The sequence below is a fragment of the Sphingobium sp. RS1 genome, assembly GCF_056156825.1.
In genome coordinates this window covers 1-16493 of sequence record NZ_JBLZXE010000001.1, presented here as the reverse complement: position 1 = coordinate 16493, position 16493 = coordinate 1, and the positions used below count along the sequence as shown (strand labels likewise).

12 protein-coding genes are annotated in these 16493 nt (G+C 59.7%); 5 read left to right on the top strand and 7 right to left on the bottom strand.

Going from position 1 to position 16493, the window contains the following annotated elements:
* The first annotated feature begins 348 nt into the window (after positions 1-348).
* The 3 genes from ACNHGR_RS00060 to ACNHGR_RS00050 all read left to right on the top strand — a co-directional run bounded on the left by ACNHGR_RS00060 (position 349) and on the right by ACNHGR_RS00050 (position 2025).
* Complete coding sequence (locus tag ACNHGR_RS00060; protein WP_011950391.1) at positions 349-978, top strand: transcription elongation protein SprT; 630 nt, start codon at positions 349-351, stop codon at positions 976-978.
* Positions 979-1060: 82 nt separating this feature from the next.
* Positions 1061-1714: a ParA family partition ATPase gene (gene parA, locus ACNHGR_RS00055; protein WP_011950392.1), complete on the top strand. Its 654-nt coding sequence runs from the start codon at positions 1061-1063 to the stop codon at positions 1712-1714.
* Positions 1711-2025, top strand: a complete 315-nt coding sequence (locus ACNHGR_RS00050; RefSeq protein WP_011950393.1) for a ribbon-helix-helix domain-containing protein — start codon at positions 1711-1713, stop codon at positions 2023-2025. Before parA ends, ACNHGR_RS00050 begins: the two co-directional genes overlap by 4 nt.
* A gap of 563 nt (positions 2026-2588) precedes the next feature.
* Here the strand turns inward: ACNHGR_RS00050 and ACNHGR_RS00045 are convergent.
* The 4 genes from ACNHGR_RS00045 to ACNHGR_RS00030 all read right to left on the bottom strand — a co-directional run bounded on the left by ACNHGR_RS00045 (position 2589) and on the right by ACNHGR_RS00030 (position 10918).
* The gene (locus tag ACNHGR_RS00045; RefSeq protein ID WP_006953933.1) at positions 2589-3455 is read right to left on the bottom strand and encodes a recombinase family protein; all 867 of its coding nucleotides are present in this window, start codon (positions 3453-3455) and stop codon (positions 2589-2591) included.
* A gap of 142 nt (positions 3456-3597) precedes the next feature.
* Entirely contained in the window at positions 3598-6507 is a 2910-nt protein-coding gene (locus ACNHGR_RS00040) for a Tn3 family transposase (protein WP_048938210.1), read from the bottom strand.
* A 582-nt stretch (positions 6508-7089) separates the two neighbouring features.
* Positions 7090-8319, bottom strand: coding sequence for an NAD(P)/FAD-dependent oxidoreductase (locus ACNHGR_RS00035; RefSeq protein ID WP_069064527.1), 1230 nt, complete (start codon positions 8317-8319; stop codon positions 7090-7092).
* A 292-nt stretch (positions 8320-8611) separates the two neighbouring features.
* Positions 8612-10918 (bottom strand): TonB-dependent receptor, encoded by a 2307-nt coding sequence (locus ACNHGR_RS00030; RefSeq protein ID WP_458732837.1) that lies wholly within the window; start codon positions 10916-10918, stop codon positions 8612-8614.
* Positions 10919-11277: 359 nt separating this feature from the next.
* Here ACNHGR_RS00030 and ACNHGR_RS00025 point away from each other — a divergent pair, with 359 nt between their 5' ends.
* On the top strand, positions 11278-12462 hold the full coding sequence (locus ACNHGR_RS00025; protein ID WP_475283818.1) for an alpha/beta fold hydrolase: 1185 nt from the start codon (positions 11278-11280) through the stop codon (positions 12460-12462).
* Positions 12463-12550: 88 nt separating this feature from the next.
* Here the strand turns inward: ACNHGR_RS00025 and ACNHGR_RS00020 are convergent, their stop codons facing one another.
* Both ACNHGR_RS00020 and ACNHGR_RS00015 read right to left on the bottom strand, forming a co-directional pair.
* The gene (locus ACNHGR_RS00020; RefSeq protein WP_130754871.1) at positions 12551-13705 is read right to left on the bottom strand and encodes a serine hydrolase domain-containing protein; all 1155 of its coding nucleotides are present in this window, start codon (positions 13703-13705) and stop codon (positions 12551-12553) included.
* Between the two features lie 257 nt (positions 13706-13962).
* Positions 13963-14511, bottom strand: coding sequence for a MarR family winged helix-turn-helix transcriptional regulator (locus ACNHGR_RS00015; protein WP_052182396.1), 549 nt, complete (start codon positions 14509-14511; stop codon positions 13963-13965).
* A gap of 489 nt (positions 14512-15000) precedes the next feature.
* Between ACNHGR_RS00015 and ACNHGR_RS00010 the strand changes: the two genes are divergently transcribed.
* Complete coding sequence (locus ACNHGR_RS00010; RefSeq protein ID WP_062347432.1) at positions 15001-15480, top strand: MarR family winged helix-turn-helix transcriptional regulator; 480 nt, start codon at positions 15001-15003, stop codon at positions 15478-15480.
* Between the two features lie 128 nt (positions 15481-15608).
* On the opposite strand, the gene ACNHGR_RS00005 is transcribed toward ACNHGR_RS00010, so the two are convergent.
* A complete protein-coding gene (locus tag ACNHGR_RS00005; protein WP_335681270.1) occupies positions 15609-16469 on the bottom strand; it encodes an ABC transporter substrate-binding protein in 861 nt (286 codons plus the stop codon).
* Between the last annotated feature and the right edge of the window lie 24 nt (positions 16470-16493).

Here is a 16493-nt window from a genome sequence, read left to right as displayed (position 1 = left end):
TATGCGCCTGCCGCTGACGCGGCATCGTGGCTCTAGTCGCTCACGCTCCCCAAGCCCGCAAGCGGTCTTGGCCCAAGGTGACGATCCACATGGCGGAAGCGAGATCGCTGCGCGGATCTCGCGCAGCAATGCCGGCGTGCGCCGGCGCCGATCCTGTTTGAAGGGGGAAAGGCGGTCCCGGCCGCCTCTCCCCCGCAACGGGATAGACGGGCCGTGCCTCGCTACGCTGCGGCCGCTCCACCCCGTCGATTCCCGCTGCCCCCCTCTCCCGCCGGCGTTCTTGGGCGTCCGTGTTCCGGCCGATGGCATGGCCATCGCCGGACAGGCGATTTGAAGGGAGTAAAGACGATGACCCACGAAACCCGCGAAAGCTGGCTCAATGCCGTGGCGCAGGGCATGGCTCCGCTGTTCGAGGCGCTGGACGCCCCCCTGCCCGACCGCGTGCGCGTGGCGATCGGCTTCACCAGTAGAGGCGCGAAGGGCAAGGCGATCGGTGAGTGCTGGGACAACCGGCTCAGCGCGGACGGGCATTTTGAAATCTTCATCCGCCCGGACCTAGCGCATGCGCCTGACGCCATGCCCGCGCAGATCGCCGCCATCCTCGCCCACGAGCTGGTCCATGCCGCTGTCGGCATCCCGGCAGGGCATGGGAAGGCGTTTAAACGGGTCGCGCTTGGGCTGGGCCTTGTCGGGCCGATGCGCGCCACCACTCCCGGCGACGCCTTACTTGCGGCCATCGCACCGATCCTTGAGGCCGCTGGCTCCCTCCCCCATGCCCATCTCGACACCGGCGGGGAGTCGACCGCGCCCAAGAAGCAGAAAACCCGGATGCTGAAATGCGAGTGCGCGACGTGCGGCTATACTGTGAGGACCGCGCGCAAGTGGCTGGAATTGGCCGGAGCGCCGCTTTGCCCGATTGAAGGGCACGGGATCATGCAGCATGAGCCGCTGGACGCCGACGATGACGAGGGTGGTTAAGCGTCCTCCCCCTGCCCCTTTCATTCAGGCACGGCTTGCACTATGCCCACATGCAAACATGCGGTCATGTAAGGATATTCACATGCCAACAATCGCCATTATCAGCCAGAAGGGTGGTGCGGGGAAAACCACCCTCGCCCTGCATCTGGCCGCCGCCGCCGAGGATGCTGGCCATACCGCGCTGGTGATCGACCTCGACCCGCAGGCGACAGCGAGCCAGTGGGCGGCGTGGCGCAAGGATGCGCCCCCGGTCGTGATCGACAGCGCCCCCCCTCGCCTTGCCGCCAAGATCGAGCAGGCGAGGGCGCAAGGCGCAGCGTTCATCGTGATCGACACCCCGCCCCATGCCGACAGCGCCGCCAGCGCCGCCGTCGAGGCGGCCGACCTGGTGCTGATCCCATGTCGGCCGAGCGCGTTCGACCTGGCCGCGATCAAGACGACCGCCAGCCTTGTGAAGATGCGCGGCAAGCCCGCTTTCGTGATCTTCACGGCGGGAAGCCCGACCGCGCCGCGCATGTATGAGGAAGCGACGCAGCTTGTGCAGGATTATGGGCTGGACGCCTGCCCGCACCGTGTTGCGGATCGTGCCGCGTTCCGTCACGCGGCGGCCGAGGGGAAAACCGCGATGGAGATCGAGCCGGACGGCAAGGCGGCAGACGAGGTGCGCCAGCTTTACAAGTGGACATGCGAGCATGTAAACATGCAAGCATCAACGAAGCGGAGGGCCAGCGCATGAGCCGGAAGGGATCATTGCTTGCATTGCGGGATCGCGATCCCGCACCAACGCCGGCGTCGACCGAGCCGGAGGGAAGGGCGGCCGCGCTGACCGCCCGCAGCACTGGCGTAGGCACCGGCAGCAGTTCGAGCAGCAGCCCGGTTGCGCCGAGCCGTCAGGGCAAGAAGGCGATGACGGGCTATTTCAGCCCGGAAATGTCGTTCGCCATGCACATGACCGCCCGCAAGCACGGCATGAGCTTGCAGGACGCGATGGCCGAGGCGTTCAACGACTGGCTCCGAAAGATGGGGGAAAGTCCTGTAGGCAAGTGAGCATGTTCACATGCAAACATATAGCTTAGGGGAAAACTCATGCCGTGCTAATCGTGTCCGCCATCTTCGCACTGGTGATGATCGGATTGTCCATCCGGGCAAACGCCCGTTTCCGGCAGGAAAGGAACTGCCGATGCAATAGCGGCTTTCACGATCAGAGCCGCTTTCCAATTTGGTGAATTGGTCCGCACCTCGCGTTCTAGCTCTCAGCTTCACGCCCTTCCTTGCGATCTGTGTGCTGGGGCTGTTCAATGTTGCAGCGATGACCCTAACGCCGAGGCCGGGGCAGGAGGGGATGCTGTTACCGTCCCTGATCTTTATTGGAGGCGCGTTCGTGGCGGCCCATGTTTTCCACCTTTGGTTGATCGGAAGGAGCCTGGGCCGAAGTTAAACTCAATGTCGTCATGTTCACATGCAAACATGGCAGTTAACGCCACGACACTGTCCTATTGCCGCCACGATTTTCGGCGAAGCAATCACGCCATGGTAGTTATTAGGCCCAGTCGGCCCGAAGCTGCGATTTTGGCCAGGTTGAAGAACGAACACTGAACGCTTGATTGATTCTACCAGGACCGTTGCTGACCACCGACCTCGTAGATATCGGCTTCCATGGAGCAATTGTAGCTCTCTGCGATGTTGAACATCTCGGAGAGGAGGCTTTGGATTTCCTCATCAAGGGAAATGCCATCCGGATCGGGGTCATAGGCGACGGTCAGTTTGTAATCACAATTGCCGTTTTTTACCATGGCGTAGTCGCGTTCCAGCATCGCCTCAATCCGCTCCCGAGCGGGTTTTCTACCTCTTCCACGCTTGTTGAAGTTCTCGATAATCAGATGCAGGGCGATGCTGGCAGTGGGCGGCTTTTCCGGCAGTTTGGTCTGTGACGGAATAATGTCGAGCGCCCGATAGACGGTCATTCGTGAGACCTTCAGGTCGCGGGCAACGCGGGCCTTGCTGGCGCCGGCGGCAAGGCGACGGCGGATTTCATCGTCATCGACGTTCTTCTTCCGGCCTTTGTAAACGCCTTCGGCGCGCGCCGCTTCGATCCCGGCGCGCTGACGATCCTTGATGAACTTCAGCTCCATATCGGCGACCATGCCGAGTATGGTGATGACCATTCGCCCCATGTCGCCCGCCGTCGTCACCTCTGGCTCAAGGATGCGCAGCGAAGCTCCCTTTTCATCAAGCTCATGCACCAGGTTCAGGACATCGCGCGTGGAGCGGCCGAGCCGGTCGAGCCGCAGCACGACCAGCTCGTCGCCGGTGTGCATAAACTGCATGATCGTTTCCAGTTCCGTGCGCCCGCTCCGCGAGGCCCCCGATCCGGTCTCGGAACGGATAATTTCGCAACCTGCATTCTTGAGGCGGCCAATCTGGATATCCAGATCCTGGTCCGTGGTGCTGACGCGGGCATATCCGATACGAGCCAAGTGCAAAATCCGTCACATTAGGGTGGCTCTTGCAGTGTATCGTCACATTGAGCGCAAACCCACCCTTTTGTGACAGACGAATGGTGTCACTCGGCCCTATCACTCTGGGGTGTACCCAAATGTTATAGGCCGATCAGCCGCCTCACGCTGCAAGCCGTCCAAAATCAATCCGGTCGTTCAGGTCGAGGTCGAAGCGGCCATAAGGGTTCACATGACTGTAGATCAACGGCGTGAGACCACGATAATCTTCCGGCGTCATCCGCCCCGCCCACTTCGGCTCAACCAGTACGGTCTGAAGCATGCGGGTGTTCACATACACCAGCGACGCTTGCAGGAGGTGTAGCGCCAGAACGGAGATTTCCTGCTCATGGATGCGGTTGGTGGCGATCTCGCCGCCCTTGCCGAAGAACACGAAACCATTAGCGCCGTTCCAGTTCTCAACCACATTCAGCCCTTCGTGGATCTCGCGGCGGAATGCCTCCTGACGCAAATACCGGCATAGGAAGATTGTTTTGACCGCGCGGCCGAGTTCACTCAGCGCCTTGTAGGTCGGGTGCATCACTTCGGCTCTGGCAAACCGGAGCAGGATCGCTTCCGGATCGGCGGTGCGCGATTGCATGGCAGCGGCATATTTGACCATTTCGTCATATTGTTGCTCGATCTCGTCCCAGTCGATCGGGCTGGAGAGGATCGGCAGTAAATTGGAAAGCCGCGTGCGCATGCCGGCTTGGGGAAGGGCCAGTTTCTGGCGTGCCACTGCTTTCAGCCGCGGGGCAAGCTCAAATCCAAGGAGTCGGCAGAACGCAAAGCCGACTGCGCTCTGGCCGTGGCTATCGACGTACTGGCGCTGGATTTCCATGTCGGTGCAATGGCGTAGCACGCCTTCGATCATGGAGGCGACCTCCGAGGAAGAGCACCGCTTGAGCTGGGAATAAACGCAGGTCGCGCGCTTCTCCACATGCCAGTAGATCATGACGCCACGGCCGCCATAGCGGGCGTGCCATTCCGTCATCAGGTTGCGGTCCCACGCGCCGAACTTCGTTGAATCGGACGCGCATGCCGTGCCCGCATCTCCCCATACTGCGGCATTGCGGATTGCCAGTGTCGCGTTTGCTACCCGCGCGCACGCCTCCCTCAGCGCTGGCGCGTGGATGAAACGGCGATGGACATGCAGCAATTCCTCGTAACTGACATCGGGTGTTGCGCCAGCGACCCGCTTGAGCCCGGCGTTCGTGCCCAAGCCATAGAGACACAGCAAAAGACGCTGAGCCAAGGCTGCTTTCGACAGGGTAACCCGCGAGGCCGACGTTTCGAAAGCATCCATCAATCCCGTGTCCAGAGCAGCCTCTTTCAACACGTCCAGCAGTCCGGTCATCGGCCAGCGCTGACCGATCTCGCTTTTGATCGAAGCGAGACCCTTCGGTTCGGGCAAGGGCTTGAACGGTGTAATCGATATCCGGTTGTCGCCGCGCCACAGGAGCCGGACCTTGTCGTTTTGTGGAATATTGGCATTGAGGAGCAACAGTTCCCGTTCAAGCTCCTCCCGGATCGAGGCGCAAAACGCCTGCGCATCTGGCGTCAGGCTGAGGCCGGAATAGTACGCATCTCGCCTGATCTCGAAGTCCTTGGGAAGATCGTCATCGGGATTGCGATAGCGATCCGCCCCGACCACCCAGATTTCTTTGGAGCGGATGCGGTCGCGCAGTTGCGTCAGGACGCAAAGCTCATAGCTGATCCGGTTTACCCGCCCATCGTCATCAATGACGGAACTGCGCCATCGCGCTGGAATCACCTCATCGATCGGAACATCCTGCAATGGCACGAAGCGGCATCCGCCATCCACCTTGCTCCTGATCCAGTCGAGGGCCGCCAGGACCGGCCGCCACACCGCGTTGTTCGACCGGAACTCAAGTACGGAAAGCAGGCTTGGCAGCATGCGCCGGTAATGATTGGCCCAGGAACCACGCATCACCTTGTAGATGCGCCGGTCCAGAGCGCCCTTCGCATGGCTCTCCTTGACGATCGCCGCCAGCTTGGCCTTACCGGCGATCGGGAAAATGACATCGCAGATGCGCCCCGATGGTTCATTGATCGAAGCGCTGGCGATCTCGACCAGCAGGCGCTCCTTTCCATAGACCCGCTCGATGTCTTTCGCGATATCGCCCACCACCTTGCGTTTCGAGCGCGTTCCGATCTTGTGAACGGTTTCGATCAGCAGGTCGATCATCGCGTCAGTGAGTTGCGCCTCCCGCGACATTAGATAAATCGCATAAAGGCCGAGCTGTCGCGCCGGCGCATGCCGGCGCATCTCCGAGGCCTTTTCACCGGCAACGCGGCGAACAATCTGATCGACCCATGGCTTGCCCGTAGCCGTCAGGAGATCATGGGGAAGATCAAGTCTCTGGATAAAGGCGAGTTTCTCGGTCACGTCGAGAATGTTGTCGAGCGTTGCCTGTCCGGCGTCACCCTTCATCCTGTTGAATCCGGTCGAGCTGTCCGGATCGGCAAGCGAGGCTTCCAATAACGCCACCGCATCTGACGAAAGCCGATCACTGGTTCCGATCAGCCAGGTGTCCAGATAATCTTGCCGTTGTGAGCGAACGACACGTTCAAGCTCCTTGCGCGACGGCCCATAAATACGCCGGTCCCGGCACCACAGGAAAACATGCTCAAGCATGGCATTGATCGACTGGCCGCCCGGGCACAGCTCGCCAGCAATCCATTCCGTCAATTGCGCGCGATCCACCCGCTTCATGCGGTGATATCCAAGATGGATCAGGATCTCCGCACAATGCCGTCGTGCTGTCCGACTGGAAAAGTCATAACCGGCTATCTCGCCAGCCTCGACACCGAGTTGCTCGGCCAGATACGAGAGGCCATCGGTAGGGATTGAGCCGGGATCGATCGCGAAAAACCCCAGGGAAGCGAAGAATTTCAGCTGCGCGGCGAGGCCAAGGCGCGTCAGGGCCGGCTTCGAATTTACAAAATCAATATCGGCAAAGCTCAGGCTCCATCGTCCGATCAAATCCCCGCCCGGAATACTCCGATCCATCAACCCACTCCCTATGATGGAGCGAACTGTCCTCTTCTATGATTTCCATCGTCAATACCGAATGCCACGTTCCCAAAACGTTCTCCGACTTGGCCAAAATCGCAGCTTGGGGCCGACTGGGCCAACTTGCTGTCAGCCAAGCTGGTGAAGAAACCCACGCTGAGGCTCTACAGGGGCTATTCGCATGGCATGGCGCTCAACCATGCTGACGTGATCAATGCCGATCTACTTCCTTCATCCGAGGGTGGGCAGGGGCCGGCCTCTACTGTCGGCTATTTCGAGCAACAAACTGCTCCAATTGCGAGCTGAGACCGCAACGATCGCGAGCCCTTACAAGTAGGGTCCGGCCGCACTGGCGCCGCTTGTGGACGGCCGCCAGTGTCGCGCCGAGTAACTTGGCCACGTCGATGCGGGCGAACATGCCAGCAGCCTTCTCGGCAAGCTCCGCTCCGAAGTCTCCCTCATCGAGGACTCAAAGATTCCGGCATCTCCGGGGGTTTTCCCGGTCCCGTCCGCAACCCCGCAACCCCGCAACCCCGCAATCACGTGGATCCGTTATCCCAGTACCACTGGAACTCGATATCAGGCGATCAGCTCCTTCAGCGGGATGGAGGGGTCGGTCAGCCTGTCGGGTTTGGGTGAAAGCCCGTCGATCACAAGCTTCCGGCCCTGGACAAAATCTTTGGCGGCATTGACACAGTCGAGCGCAATCACTCGGCCTTGCTTGAGGTAGATCAGCGAAAAACTGCGCGTTGCGGGATTGCCTCGCAACAGCGCGGTGTCGTGACCGATCGACAGGCCGATGGTCTGCAGGCGAAGATCATATTGGTTCGACCAGAACCAGGGCACCGAATCATAATGCGCGGCATCGCCAGTGATCGTCCGGGCAACGACACTAGCCTGATCATTGGCGTTCTGAACCGATTCAAGCCGGATCGTCGCGCCATCGGCAAAACGGTTAGCGTGGGCCGCACAATCGCCGAGCGCGAAAATATCGGGCAGACTCGTGCGCCCCTGTGCGTCTACCAGCACACCATTGCCGCCCTCGGCACCCGCCGCAATTAGCGGCTCGACCGCTGGAATAATCCCGATGCCGACGATCACCATCTCGACGGCGAGGACCGATCCATCGGCAAGGCGGACACCCGTCGCCCTGCCGCCCTCACCCAGGATACAGTCGATCGCGACGCCGGTACGCAAGTCGACACCGTGCGCGCGATGTTCGGCTTCATAGAAACGTGACAGTGGTTCACCGGCGACGCGGGCAAGCACGCGGTCCAACGCTTCGAGCACGGTGACGTGCTTGCCGAACTTGCTCAGCACCGCCGCCGCTTCGAGCCCGATATAGCCGCCGCCGATGACCACGACGCGGCGAACGTCCGGCAGTTCGGCGATCATCCGGTCGACATCGGCACGCGACCGCACGGAATGGACACCGGCAAGGTCATTCCCTGCGCAGGTTAGCTTACGCGGGCTGCCTCCGGTCGCCCACACCAGCGTGCCATAACCGAGCGAGCCACCATCGGCGAAGGCCACGGTTTTATCCGTCGGATCGACCATGACCACGCGGCGGCCGGTCAGCATTGTTATCTCGCGTTCCGACCAGAAGGCGGCCGGCCGGATCATGATGCGTTCGAAGCTTTTGTCGCCGGCAAGATAGTCCTTGGACAACGGCGGCCGTTCATAGGGCAGTTCTGGCTCGTCGCCGACCAGCGCAATCGTCCCCGCAAACTTCGCTTGCCGCAGGGCGATCGCCGTCTGTCCACCACCATGCCCGGCGCCCACAATGACTACATCCGCGCGCTCGGTCATCGGTTCGACCTCACCGCCGGAAACATGGCGACTAGATAGTCTGCAAGCACTCGACATACCCCCTTGGTTGAGAAAAAGTGGTGCCTTGAACTCGTGCTTGGTCCCGGGTTTGCGCCCCGCAGCCGAAATTGCGGGTGCCGCCGCGGTCATTGTGACGCTTGGGTAGGCAATATCGCCTATATCGGCTCCTTCCAGACCAAGGTGAATAATGCACCGCCAGGAGCCTACACCAAACCTCTAGCAGCATAGTCGCCATCATCCGCAGACGCCATTGGGATCAATTGAAGATCGATCACAATCTAAGAGATATGGATCCTGAAAAAGTTCTTGGCGCAAGAACTGAATTGAACACCGATCCAGTTATAGTCTCAGAAGGAACACCGGAATTATAGATAAGTGCATTCGTCAAATTTCGGATGTTGAAAGCAAATGAGACGCGATCAAGCTCGTATCCGAGCCTGAAATCCACTTTGTTGTAGGCAGGTGTATTTTCGATCGCGTAATCAACCGCCGAGGTACTCCGCCGGCCAACCCTCGCGTAGCTTCCGAAAATCGAAGCCTTGCCCGGGCCGAGGTCGAACTCGTAGCGGGCCGAGACGTTCGAGCTGAATTTCGGCGCGTTCGGGAGCACAAAGTCGGCAAACCCCGCACCAACCGGAACATTTTTGGCCTTTGAATCGAGATAACTGGCGGATGCGGAAAAATTAAGTCCGCGCATCGGGCGGATAACCATGTCGAACTCGGCACCCCTTACCCATGCGTCGACGTTAAAGACGTAGAGCGCCAAGTTTTGGGTCGAGAAGGTTTGTAGATTCTTGTAATCGTAATAGAAAATCGAACCGTTGAAATCGAGCACTCCGTTGAGCATTCTCGATTTAACACCGGCCTCATAGTTCACAAGCGTCTCAGGTTTGAACTCGGCTACGGAAACGGGATAAAGCTCGTTTGCACCGGTATTGAACCCACCTGCCTTTGTGCCCCTGTTTACGCCAGCGTAGACATTGACATTTTCATCGAGTTTATATTGAGCAACGATGCGTCCTGACCAGGATGTCGTTGATATTGACTTGTCGAATCCGACGAACTGCACGAGCGGAACCGGCGACGCCCCTGCGATCACTGCGCAAATATTGACCGGGATCGTAGGATTGGTCGTGCAGGAGGACTGATTGACACCACGCTTCTGGTCACTGGTTACGCGGCCGCCGACAATAACACTGAACTTGGGGCTAAAGTGGTAGGTGGCTTCCGCAAATCCAGCGTAAGACGTGGTTCTCAGATGCAGGGCCGCATTGAGATTGATTCCATAGAACGGTATATCGTTTAGATTAACATTTGCGCCGGTATGGTTGTTGATCCACAACCCATAAAGACCGGCGACCCAGTCAACATTACTTACCTTTCCGGAGAGTCTGATCTCTTCGGAATATTGGCGGCTCCCAGAATCGCTTGCATTAACAATAGCTGTCGGGAATCCGCTCGCAAGCTGGGTGTTGTAGAGTTGATCGGAGTACTGATAGTTTGAGATCGACGTCAGCTTGATTCCGGACCCAATCGTCCAATCGATTGTCGCGGTGGCGTTAAGATATTTTCCGTTGACTTTTAGGTAGTTGGCGGTTGGCACATTGTAAGGGCTCTTCAGTGATGCCGCGCAGTCACCGAGTGGAGAATAAGTGGTCGGAACTGTCCCAACTGTCGTGCGGCAGAAATTCTGATACGCGGCAAAATTGCCGGGCGTGACGCCGACCGGCTTACCGTTCGCCCCGATAAACGCGCGCGTCGTGCTCGCGACAGGGCCGGGTTGGTCCGGAAAACGGTCTGCATATACGCTGAGCAGGGCCCGGAAATCGCTACTGGGCTTATACTGGAGTTGCGCACGGACAGCTTGAACATCTGTGCCGTTATGGTCTGGCCCGATCGGATTGCGGATGTATGCGCCACCCTTTTCGGCATGATATGCGATACGGCCTGACCAGTCACCGCCAAGGCTGCCGCCGACGGCCCCTTCCGTCATGAACTTGTCGTAGCTCCCATATTCGGTCGTGACATAAGCCTCGAACTCTTGGCTGGGTGCTCGGGTAATATATTGGACAAGGCCACCCGTCGCATTGCGCCCGAACAGTGTTCCTTGCGGCCCCTTGAGAACCTCGACACGGTCGACGTCGAAAACCGGCTGAGTCAGCGCGGACGTGAGGCCGACATACGCTCCGTCCACATAGGTGGCGACCGGTGCTTCCTGGTGACGCGCGATATCTTGCTGGCCGACCCCACGGATGATCGTCGTGACATAAGCACCGCCACCCGGGGTAGTTGAGCGCACACCTGGAACAAGATCTGGAAGATCCATCGACGTTGTGAAGCCGCGGGCGGTGAGATCCTGTCCCTTGATCGCGCTGATCGCGATCGGGACGTCGCGAAGATTTTCCGACTTCTTCTGCGCCGTCACGATGATGTCGCCCTCAGCGTTTGGGTCTTGCGCCGCGGGGGCGTCAGAAGGCGGCGTCGGAGCTGGTTGGGCGGTCTGTGATTGAGCGTATGCGCCTTGGGACAAGGTCAGCAGTGTCGCAAGCGTGACCGGCGCGAGAGCAGTTAGTCTCATATTTTCATCCCTCTCCTTCCGGGCGGCCGCCTTCTGTGGACGTGCTCGCAAGCCGGCTTTTCAAAAATGATTAGAGACCTAAGTAATATATGAAAGGAAACGCGACGCAAGCCATATTCAGGGCACCCGGCCAGCAGCGTCGCTCCGGCCCATAGCGACGGTCCCGTCGGAGGTGCTCTATAGGCTGTACCGCCCTAAAAACGTACCTATCGTGACCGAGGACAACGGAAAACCGCTACCTATTTGGGCAAACAGGGGAGGGGATGGTTGCTCAGTGCGCGCCCCTTCGCATGGGAAGCCCTTCCCTTGACTGGAGTACGGTAATACGCAATTATAGTTGGATAACTAAGGATATGGCCATGGAGAGAGGATTGCCGACAAAGGCGCTATGGGATCGCCTTCCCGAAATCGTTCGCTTCCGCGATCAACCGGGGATGACGGAGACCTACAGTTTTGCGGGCGCCGAGGGCACGACCGAGCTGGAAGGCCAGCTGTTCCGGCAGAGAGCGCGGCCATCTAAGGCGGTCTATTTGTTCATGCACCCCACAGCCACGGTCCAGCTGCTCCCAATGCCTGAGGCGCTTGCCGATGCGGGGTTGCACGTACTTTGCGCGTCGAGTCGCTACCCGAGAAACGATAGTGCGCTGATTATGGAAAAGGTCGCCTACGACATGGGCCAGTGGGTGCGCCACGCGCGCGAGTCGCTGGGTTATGAAAAGGTGATCCTGGTGGGATGGTCGGGCGGCGGCTCGCTATCGCTGTTTTATGCGGCCCAGTCTGAACATCCGACAATCACCCACACGCCCGCCGGCGACCTTTATGACCTGACAGCAGCGCGGCTGCAGCGGGTTGACGGAATAGTCCTCATCGCCGCCCACCTCAGCCGGGCGGAAGTGCTGACCGAATGGCTTGACCCCTCCGTCATCGACGAATTCGACCCGGACACGCGCGATCTCGAATTCGATATCTATAGTCCGGACTGCCCGAACAAACCACCATTCACCGCTGACTTCATCGCCGCCTTCCGCGAGAGGCAGCGGGCCCGCAATCGCAGAATTACCGCCTGGGCCGAGGAAATGCTTGCCACGCTCCGTCGTCGCAACGACGGCGAAACCGAACGCGCCTTCGTCACGCACCGCACGATGTGCGACGTGCGCTGGATTGATCCGACGATCGACCCCAATGGACGCGCGCCGGGGGCATCCTATCTTGGCAATCCACGCACGGTGAACGTGGGACCCGCTGGTTTGGCGCGATTCTCAACCCTGCGCTCGTGGCTGTCGCAATGGTCCTACGACCTATCCAACTCCAAGGCTGCCGTTAACGCGACAAAGATCCATCGGACCCCTGTGCTGCAGATCGAGAATGAAGCGGACGACGCGGTTCCCGCGAGCCATAATCCGATCATTCACAACGCGCTCACCGTTGCGAACAAGGAATTTGTGAGCATCAAGGGCGCGACCCATTTCTACCAGGGCCAGCCCGAACATATCAGCGCTTGTATCGACGGGATCATCGACTGGAGCCACCGCAACGATTTGTGATCTGGCCGCCGCGATCGACGCGGCGCCTCCGCATTTTCGCTGCGGCGCGGCCGGCTTACGCCGGCCGGTCGCGGATTCCTTGCGGGGATCAGTTGTAGACGGCGTCCCGGATGTCGGACACGAACTTCCCCGACATACCCTCAAAGGCCGTGTTGGTCATGGCCACGACCGTCAGCGCGTTTGCACGATCGATGAACCAGCTATTGCCGTATCCGCCGGTCCAGTGAAGCGTTCCGGGAGACTGCGGCGACGGGACGGCGTGCGGATCTGCAAGCACTGCCCAGCCGAAGCCGAAGCCCCAACCCGGCCCCCAGGCCGCAGCCTGAGGTCCGAGCTGATCGGTCGCCATCATCTCGACTGTTTCAGGCTTCAGGATCGGACCACCCCCGAGCCGGATGGTTTCCAGAAAGTGCAGGACGTCGCCCGCAGTCCCCACCATCCCACCCCCGCCTGACGGATAGGAGTTTGGATCCAGGATACGGCTCGGCGCGAACGTTAGCGACCCGTTGAAGGCATCCAGAGGCACTACCATGCCGTCCGTGATGCGGACGGGAACGGATTCGCTGTTGAAGTAATTCGTCGCGAGCCGCTCAACATCCGCAACGGCAAAGCCGGTATCGACGATACCCAGCGGATCCGTGACCAGTTTGCGCACAGCATCGCGTAGCGAACCACCGGTAACGCTCTCAACCACCCCTCCCATCACATCCATGCCAAGGGAATAGCGAAAACCCGACCCCGGTGCGGCGGTAAGCGGGGCGGCAGCCAGGCGCCGAAGATTCTCGGATAGCGACAATCCCGGTTGATCCAACCCGTCGGAGACGTCGAGGCGACGATAATGGCCATCGCTCCCTTCCTGAAACGGATAGCCGAGCCCCGATGTGTGCGTGAGCAGATGGCGGATCGAGATGACCGGAACCGATCCATCGGACAGGCGCGGCTGAAAGTCGGGCAGGAAGCGCGTCACTGGATCGTCCAGCCTCACAACACCATCCTCGATCAGGCGCATCACGGCGGCGGTGACAAAGGGTTTGGTCACCGATGCAAATCGGAAAATGCTATCCGTTTGCATCGGCTTTTGCGATTCACGGTCTGCAAATCCCGCCGCGCGGCGATAGGCGATCTTGCCGCCCCGGGCGACGATCACGACCGTTCCCACCAAACGATTGTCGGCGAGAGCATTGTCTATCGCGCGATCCAGGCGATCGGACACATCCGCGCCTTTAAAGGCTGATGAACTCATAAGTTCAAACTCTCCCGATACTCTCGCAGACCGGACGCGGCCCGCACCTAAGCGATTGCAGTCATCAACCGCGCGGTGGAGAGCGACGACGATTCGGTCGGAGGCAAGGCCTGACCATCAGCACACCTCTCCACGCAACCTTCACGTCGCAGACCGCCACCGTGCAGTTCCTTAGTTATCTAACCATTAGTGATGTAAGTATCGGCGCGCAACATTGATGTGGGGCATCCATGGTGGCGAGGACACCCACTATCGCATCAGTCGCCTGCCTCATGAGTGATGCCGGCGACCCCTCGGTCCTCTCGGCGCCGCCGACCCGGCTTCGCGTCGGGCTCCTCGGGGGAGAGGCTCCGAATCGCAGCTTCTAGATTGGTCTGCAGCTCGCCCAATAGGGCGATCTGGAGATCCGCTTCGCGGCGCGAAATGCCGGTCTTAGCGATATCCCCAACTTCGATGCCAATGGGCAGAAGCTTCCTTTTCAGCTCGTGACCGTAAGGGGTGAGGAAGATGTTGATCTTCCGCTTGTCCGCCGCGTTGCGGACCCGGGCAACGATTCCCCGTTGCTCCATGGAAGCGATCGCCGAAAGCGTGGTCGGCTCCATCGTTCCAACAAGGTCGGACAGTTCCTTCTGGGTTAAGCCGTCCTGGTCCCACAGGACGCGCAAGAAGTACCACATGCCCAGGGTGACGCCGAACTGCTCGATCTTCAGCTGTAGCAGCTTTTGCATAAGTCGATGCGTGAGTCGGATTTGATATCCGATACTCAGGTCGAACGGCAGGTTGATTTCCCCGCTATCTCCGCTCATCGAAATCGGCCCTGCATGACCCGAACCATCGGGCCTGTTGAATGTCGAAACCAGCGTGCATTCCTTCTTGGCAACCGCCCCAGCCGCGTGGGTCGGTTGACTTGTTAATGGATTATGACTTGACGGTCCCGCGGTTTCTCATCCGGGTCGAGGGCGAGATTCCGGCGTTCGTTCGGCGGCCTTGATGGTCGTGACTGCCATATATTCAACCGACGTAAGGGCACGAGGGCCACCCTAGTTCGGGCGGGATTCAAAGGGCCGGAGAACCCACGCTCAATCCGCGTGGAATAGATAGGGTGTCACCGAAGCACGATTCAGACCCGTTCGACCGCGAGCGCAAGGCCCATGCCGACGCCGATGCAGAGCGTGGCAAGGCCCAGTCTGCCGTCAGTATCCAACTGGACGTTGGCGGGCAGGTGCACCATCAAAGCCGTTGCCCCTGCCTCATTGGGAGGGCGAACATGGCGACACGCCCCAGGGAGAGTGCATTTGTCCAACAGGCCCGCCCAGCTCAATCCGGAATGGAGCCTTGGTTATCAGGTCCGGCGCTGCCATCGGCGGTTCGATCGCCTGCTCAATGCGATGCTGGCGAAGCACGATCTAAAGACGGGCTTCTGGTATTACCTTCGTGTGCTGTGGATCCGCGACGGCGTCACCCAGAAATATCTGAGCGACATGACCAACGTCACAGAAAACACGACTGTGTCGATAATCAACAACATGATGCAGCACGGGCTTGTAGAGCGCACCCGCGACAAGGTTGATCGCCGCAAGTTGAGCGTTACGCTGACCCAACGAGGCAAAGCCCTGGAAGCGGAGCTCATGCAATATGCGATCGACATTAACCGCATCGCCGTCGCCGGGATCGATCCGGCCGAGGTTGCGACGTGCGTCGACGTGCTTTCGCGCATGTCAGCCAATCTCGCCGCCGAATTCGATTCTATCCCGAACACCCCCGCCGAGGACTGACAGGGCGCAACCGGTCAGCGGCCGCTCGCCGGGTATCCTGCGGCAGCCCGGCAAAGACGGAGCATCGACAACCACGCTGCTCCCGCACCGCTTATGCTCCGCCCCGTCATTTCCCGGATTGCATCACGTCAGATCTTGAACTCCGCGAACGTCTCCGGCGCGAACATGTCCTCGATCGTCAGCTGGCGCGGCGACAGACCCTGCTCATGATGATAGCGCGTGAAGGTCTCGAGTACGTGGCGGTTCTTCTCGATTCCGTAAGGCCACCACTGATCGCCCAACGTCGCGATCGTTTCCTCGACCGCGGCAATTTGCCAGGGCAGCATCGTCTTGAGCGAGGCTGAGACGCGCAGCTGTTCGTAGGTTAGCTGCTGCGCCTGGACGAACGCCTTGTAGAGCGCCTGTGCGATCCAGCGGTTCTTCTCGTAAATGTCGCGGCGAATGGCAACGACGTGCATGATCGGGAAGATATTCGTCTTGCCGAAATAGGCTTTCTCGACCTGGACGAAGTCCGGGAACAGGCGCCGCACATTGTGCGGTTCCGAATAGAAGGTCGATGGAGCACGCGCGGTGTGCAGCGCGTCGATCTCGCCATCAGCCAACATCCGGGTCAGCGTCTGGTTTGGCCCGATCGGCTCAACCTTGAACTTGTCCGGCAGATTGAGTTTGAGCTTTTCCTCACGGCCCGGCTCTTCCTCGCCGCCCGTGACATAAGTGACCGACGCCGGGTCGATGCCATATTCGTCCTGCAGGATACCGCGGATCCAGACCGGCGCGGTCATCTGATATTCCGGGACGCCGATGCGCTTGCCGACAAGGTCGGACGGTTTTTCGATGCCGCTCTTGGCCGACACGAAGATGCAGGAATGACGGAAGAAACGTGACGGGAACACCGGGATGGCGATAAAGTCTGGATTGTCCCGGCCCAGAGTCACGCAATACGATGACATCGAAAGCTCGGCGGCATCGAACTCGCGATTGCGCAGCATCCGGAAGAACGTTTCCTTGATACG

Bases quoted from the DNA above. Each gene is read 5' to 3' on its own strand.
- ACNHGR_RS00060 (WP_011950391.1), top strand. From the start codon at position 349: ATGACCCACGAAACCCGCGAAAGCTGGCTCAATGCCGTGGCGCAGGGC.
- parA (WP_011950392.1), top strand. From the start codon at position 1,061: ATGCCAACAATCGCCATTATCAGCCAGAAGGGTGGTGCGGGGAAAACC.
- ACNHGR_RS00050 (WP_011950393.1), top strand. From the start codon at position 1,711: ATGAGCCGGAAGGGATCATTGCTTGCATTGCGGGATCGCGATCCCGCA.
- ACNHGR_RS00040 (WP_048938210.1), bottom strand. From the start codon at position 6,507: ATGGATCGGAGTATTCCGGGCGGGGATTTGATCGGACGATGGAGCCTG.
- ACNHGR_RS00035 (WP_069064527.1), bottom strand. From the start codon at position 8,319: ATGACCGAGCGCGCGGATGTAGTCATTGTGGGCGCCGGGCATGGTGGT.
- ACNHGR_RS00030 (WP_458732837.1), bottom strand. From the start codon at position 10,918: ATGAGACTAACTGCTCTCGCGCCGGTCACGCTTGCGACACTGCTGACC.
- ACNHGR_RS00025 (WP_475283818.1), top strand. From the start codon at position 11,278: ATGGAGAGAGGATTGCCGACAAAGGCGCTATGGGATCGCCTTCCCGAA.
- ACNHGR_RS00020 (WP_130754871.1), bottom strand. From the start codon at position 13,705: ATGAGTTCATCAGCCTTTAAAGGCGCGGATGTGTCCGATCGCCTGGAT.
- ACNHGR_RS00015 (WP_052182396.1), bottom strand. From the start codon at position 14,511: ATGAGCGGAGATAGCGGGGAAATCAACCTGCCGTTCGACCTGAGTATC.
- ACNHGR_RS00005 (WP_335681270.1), bottom strand. From the start codon at position 16,469: ATGCTGCGCAATCGCGAGTTCGATGCCGCCGAGCTTTCGATGTCATCG.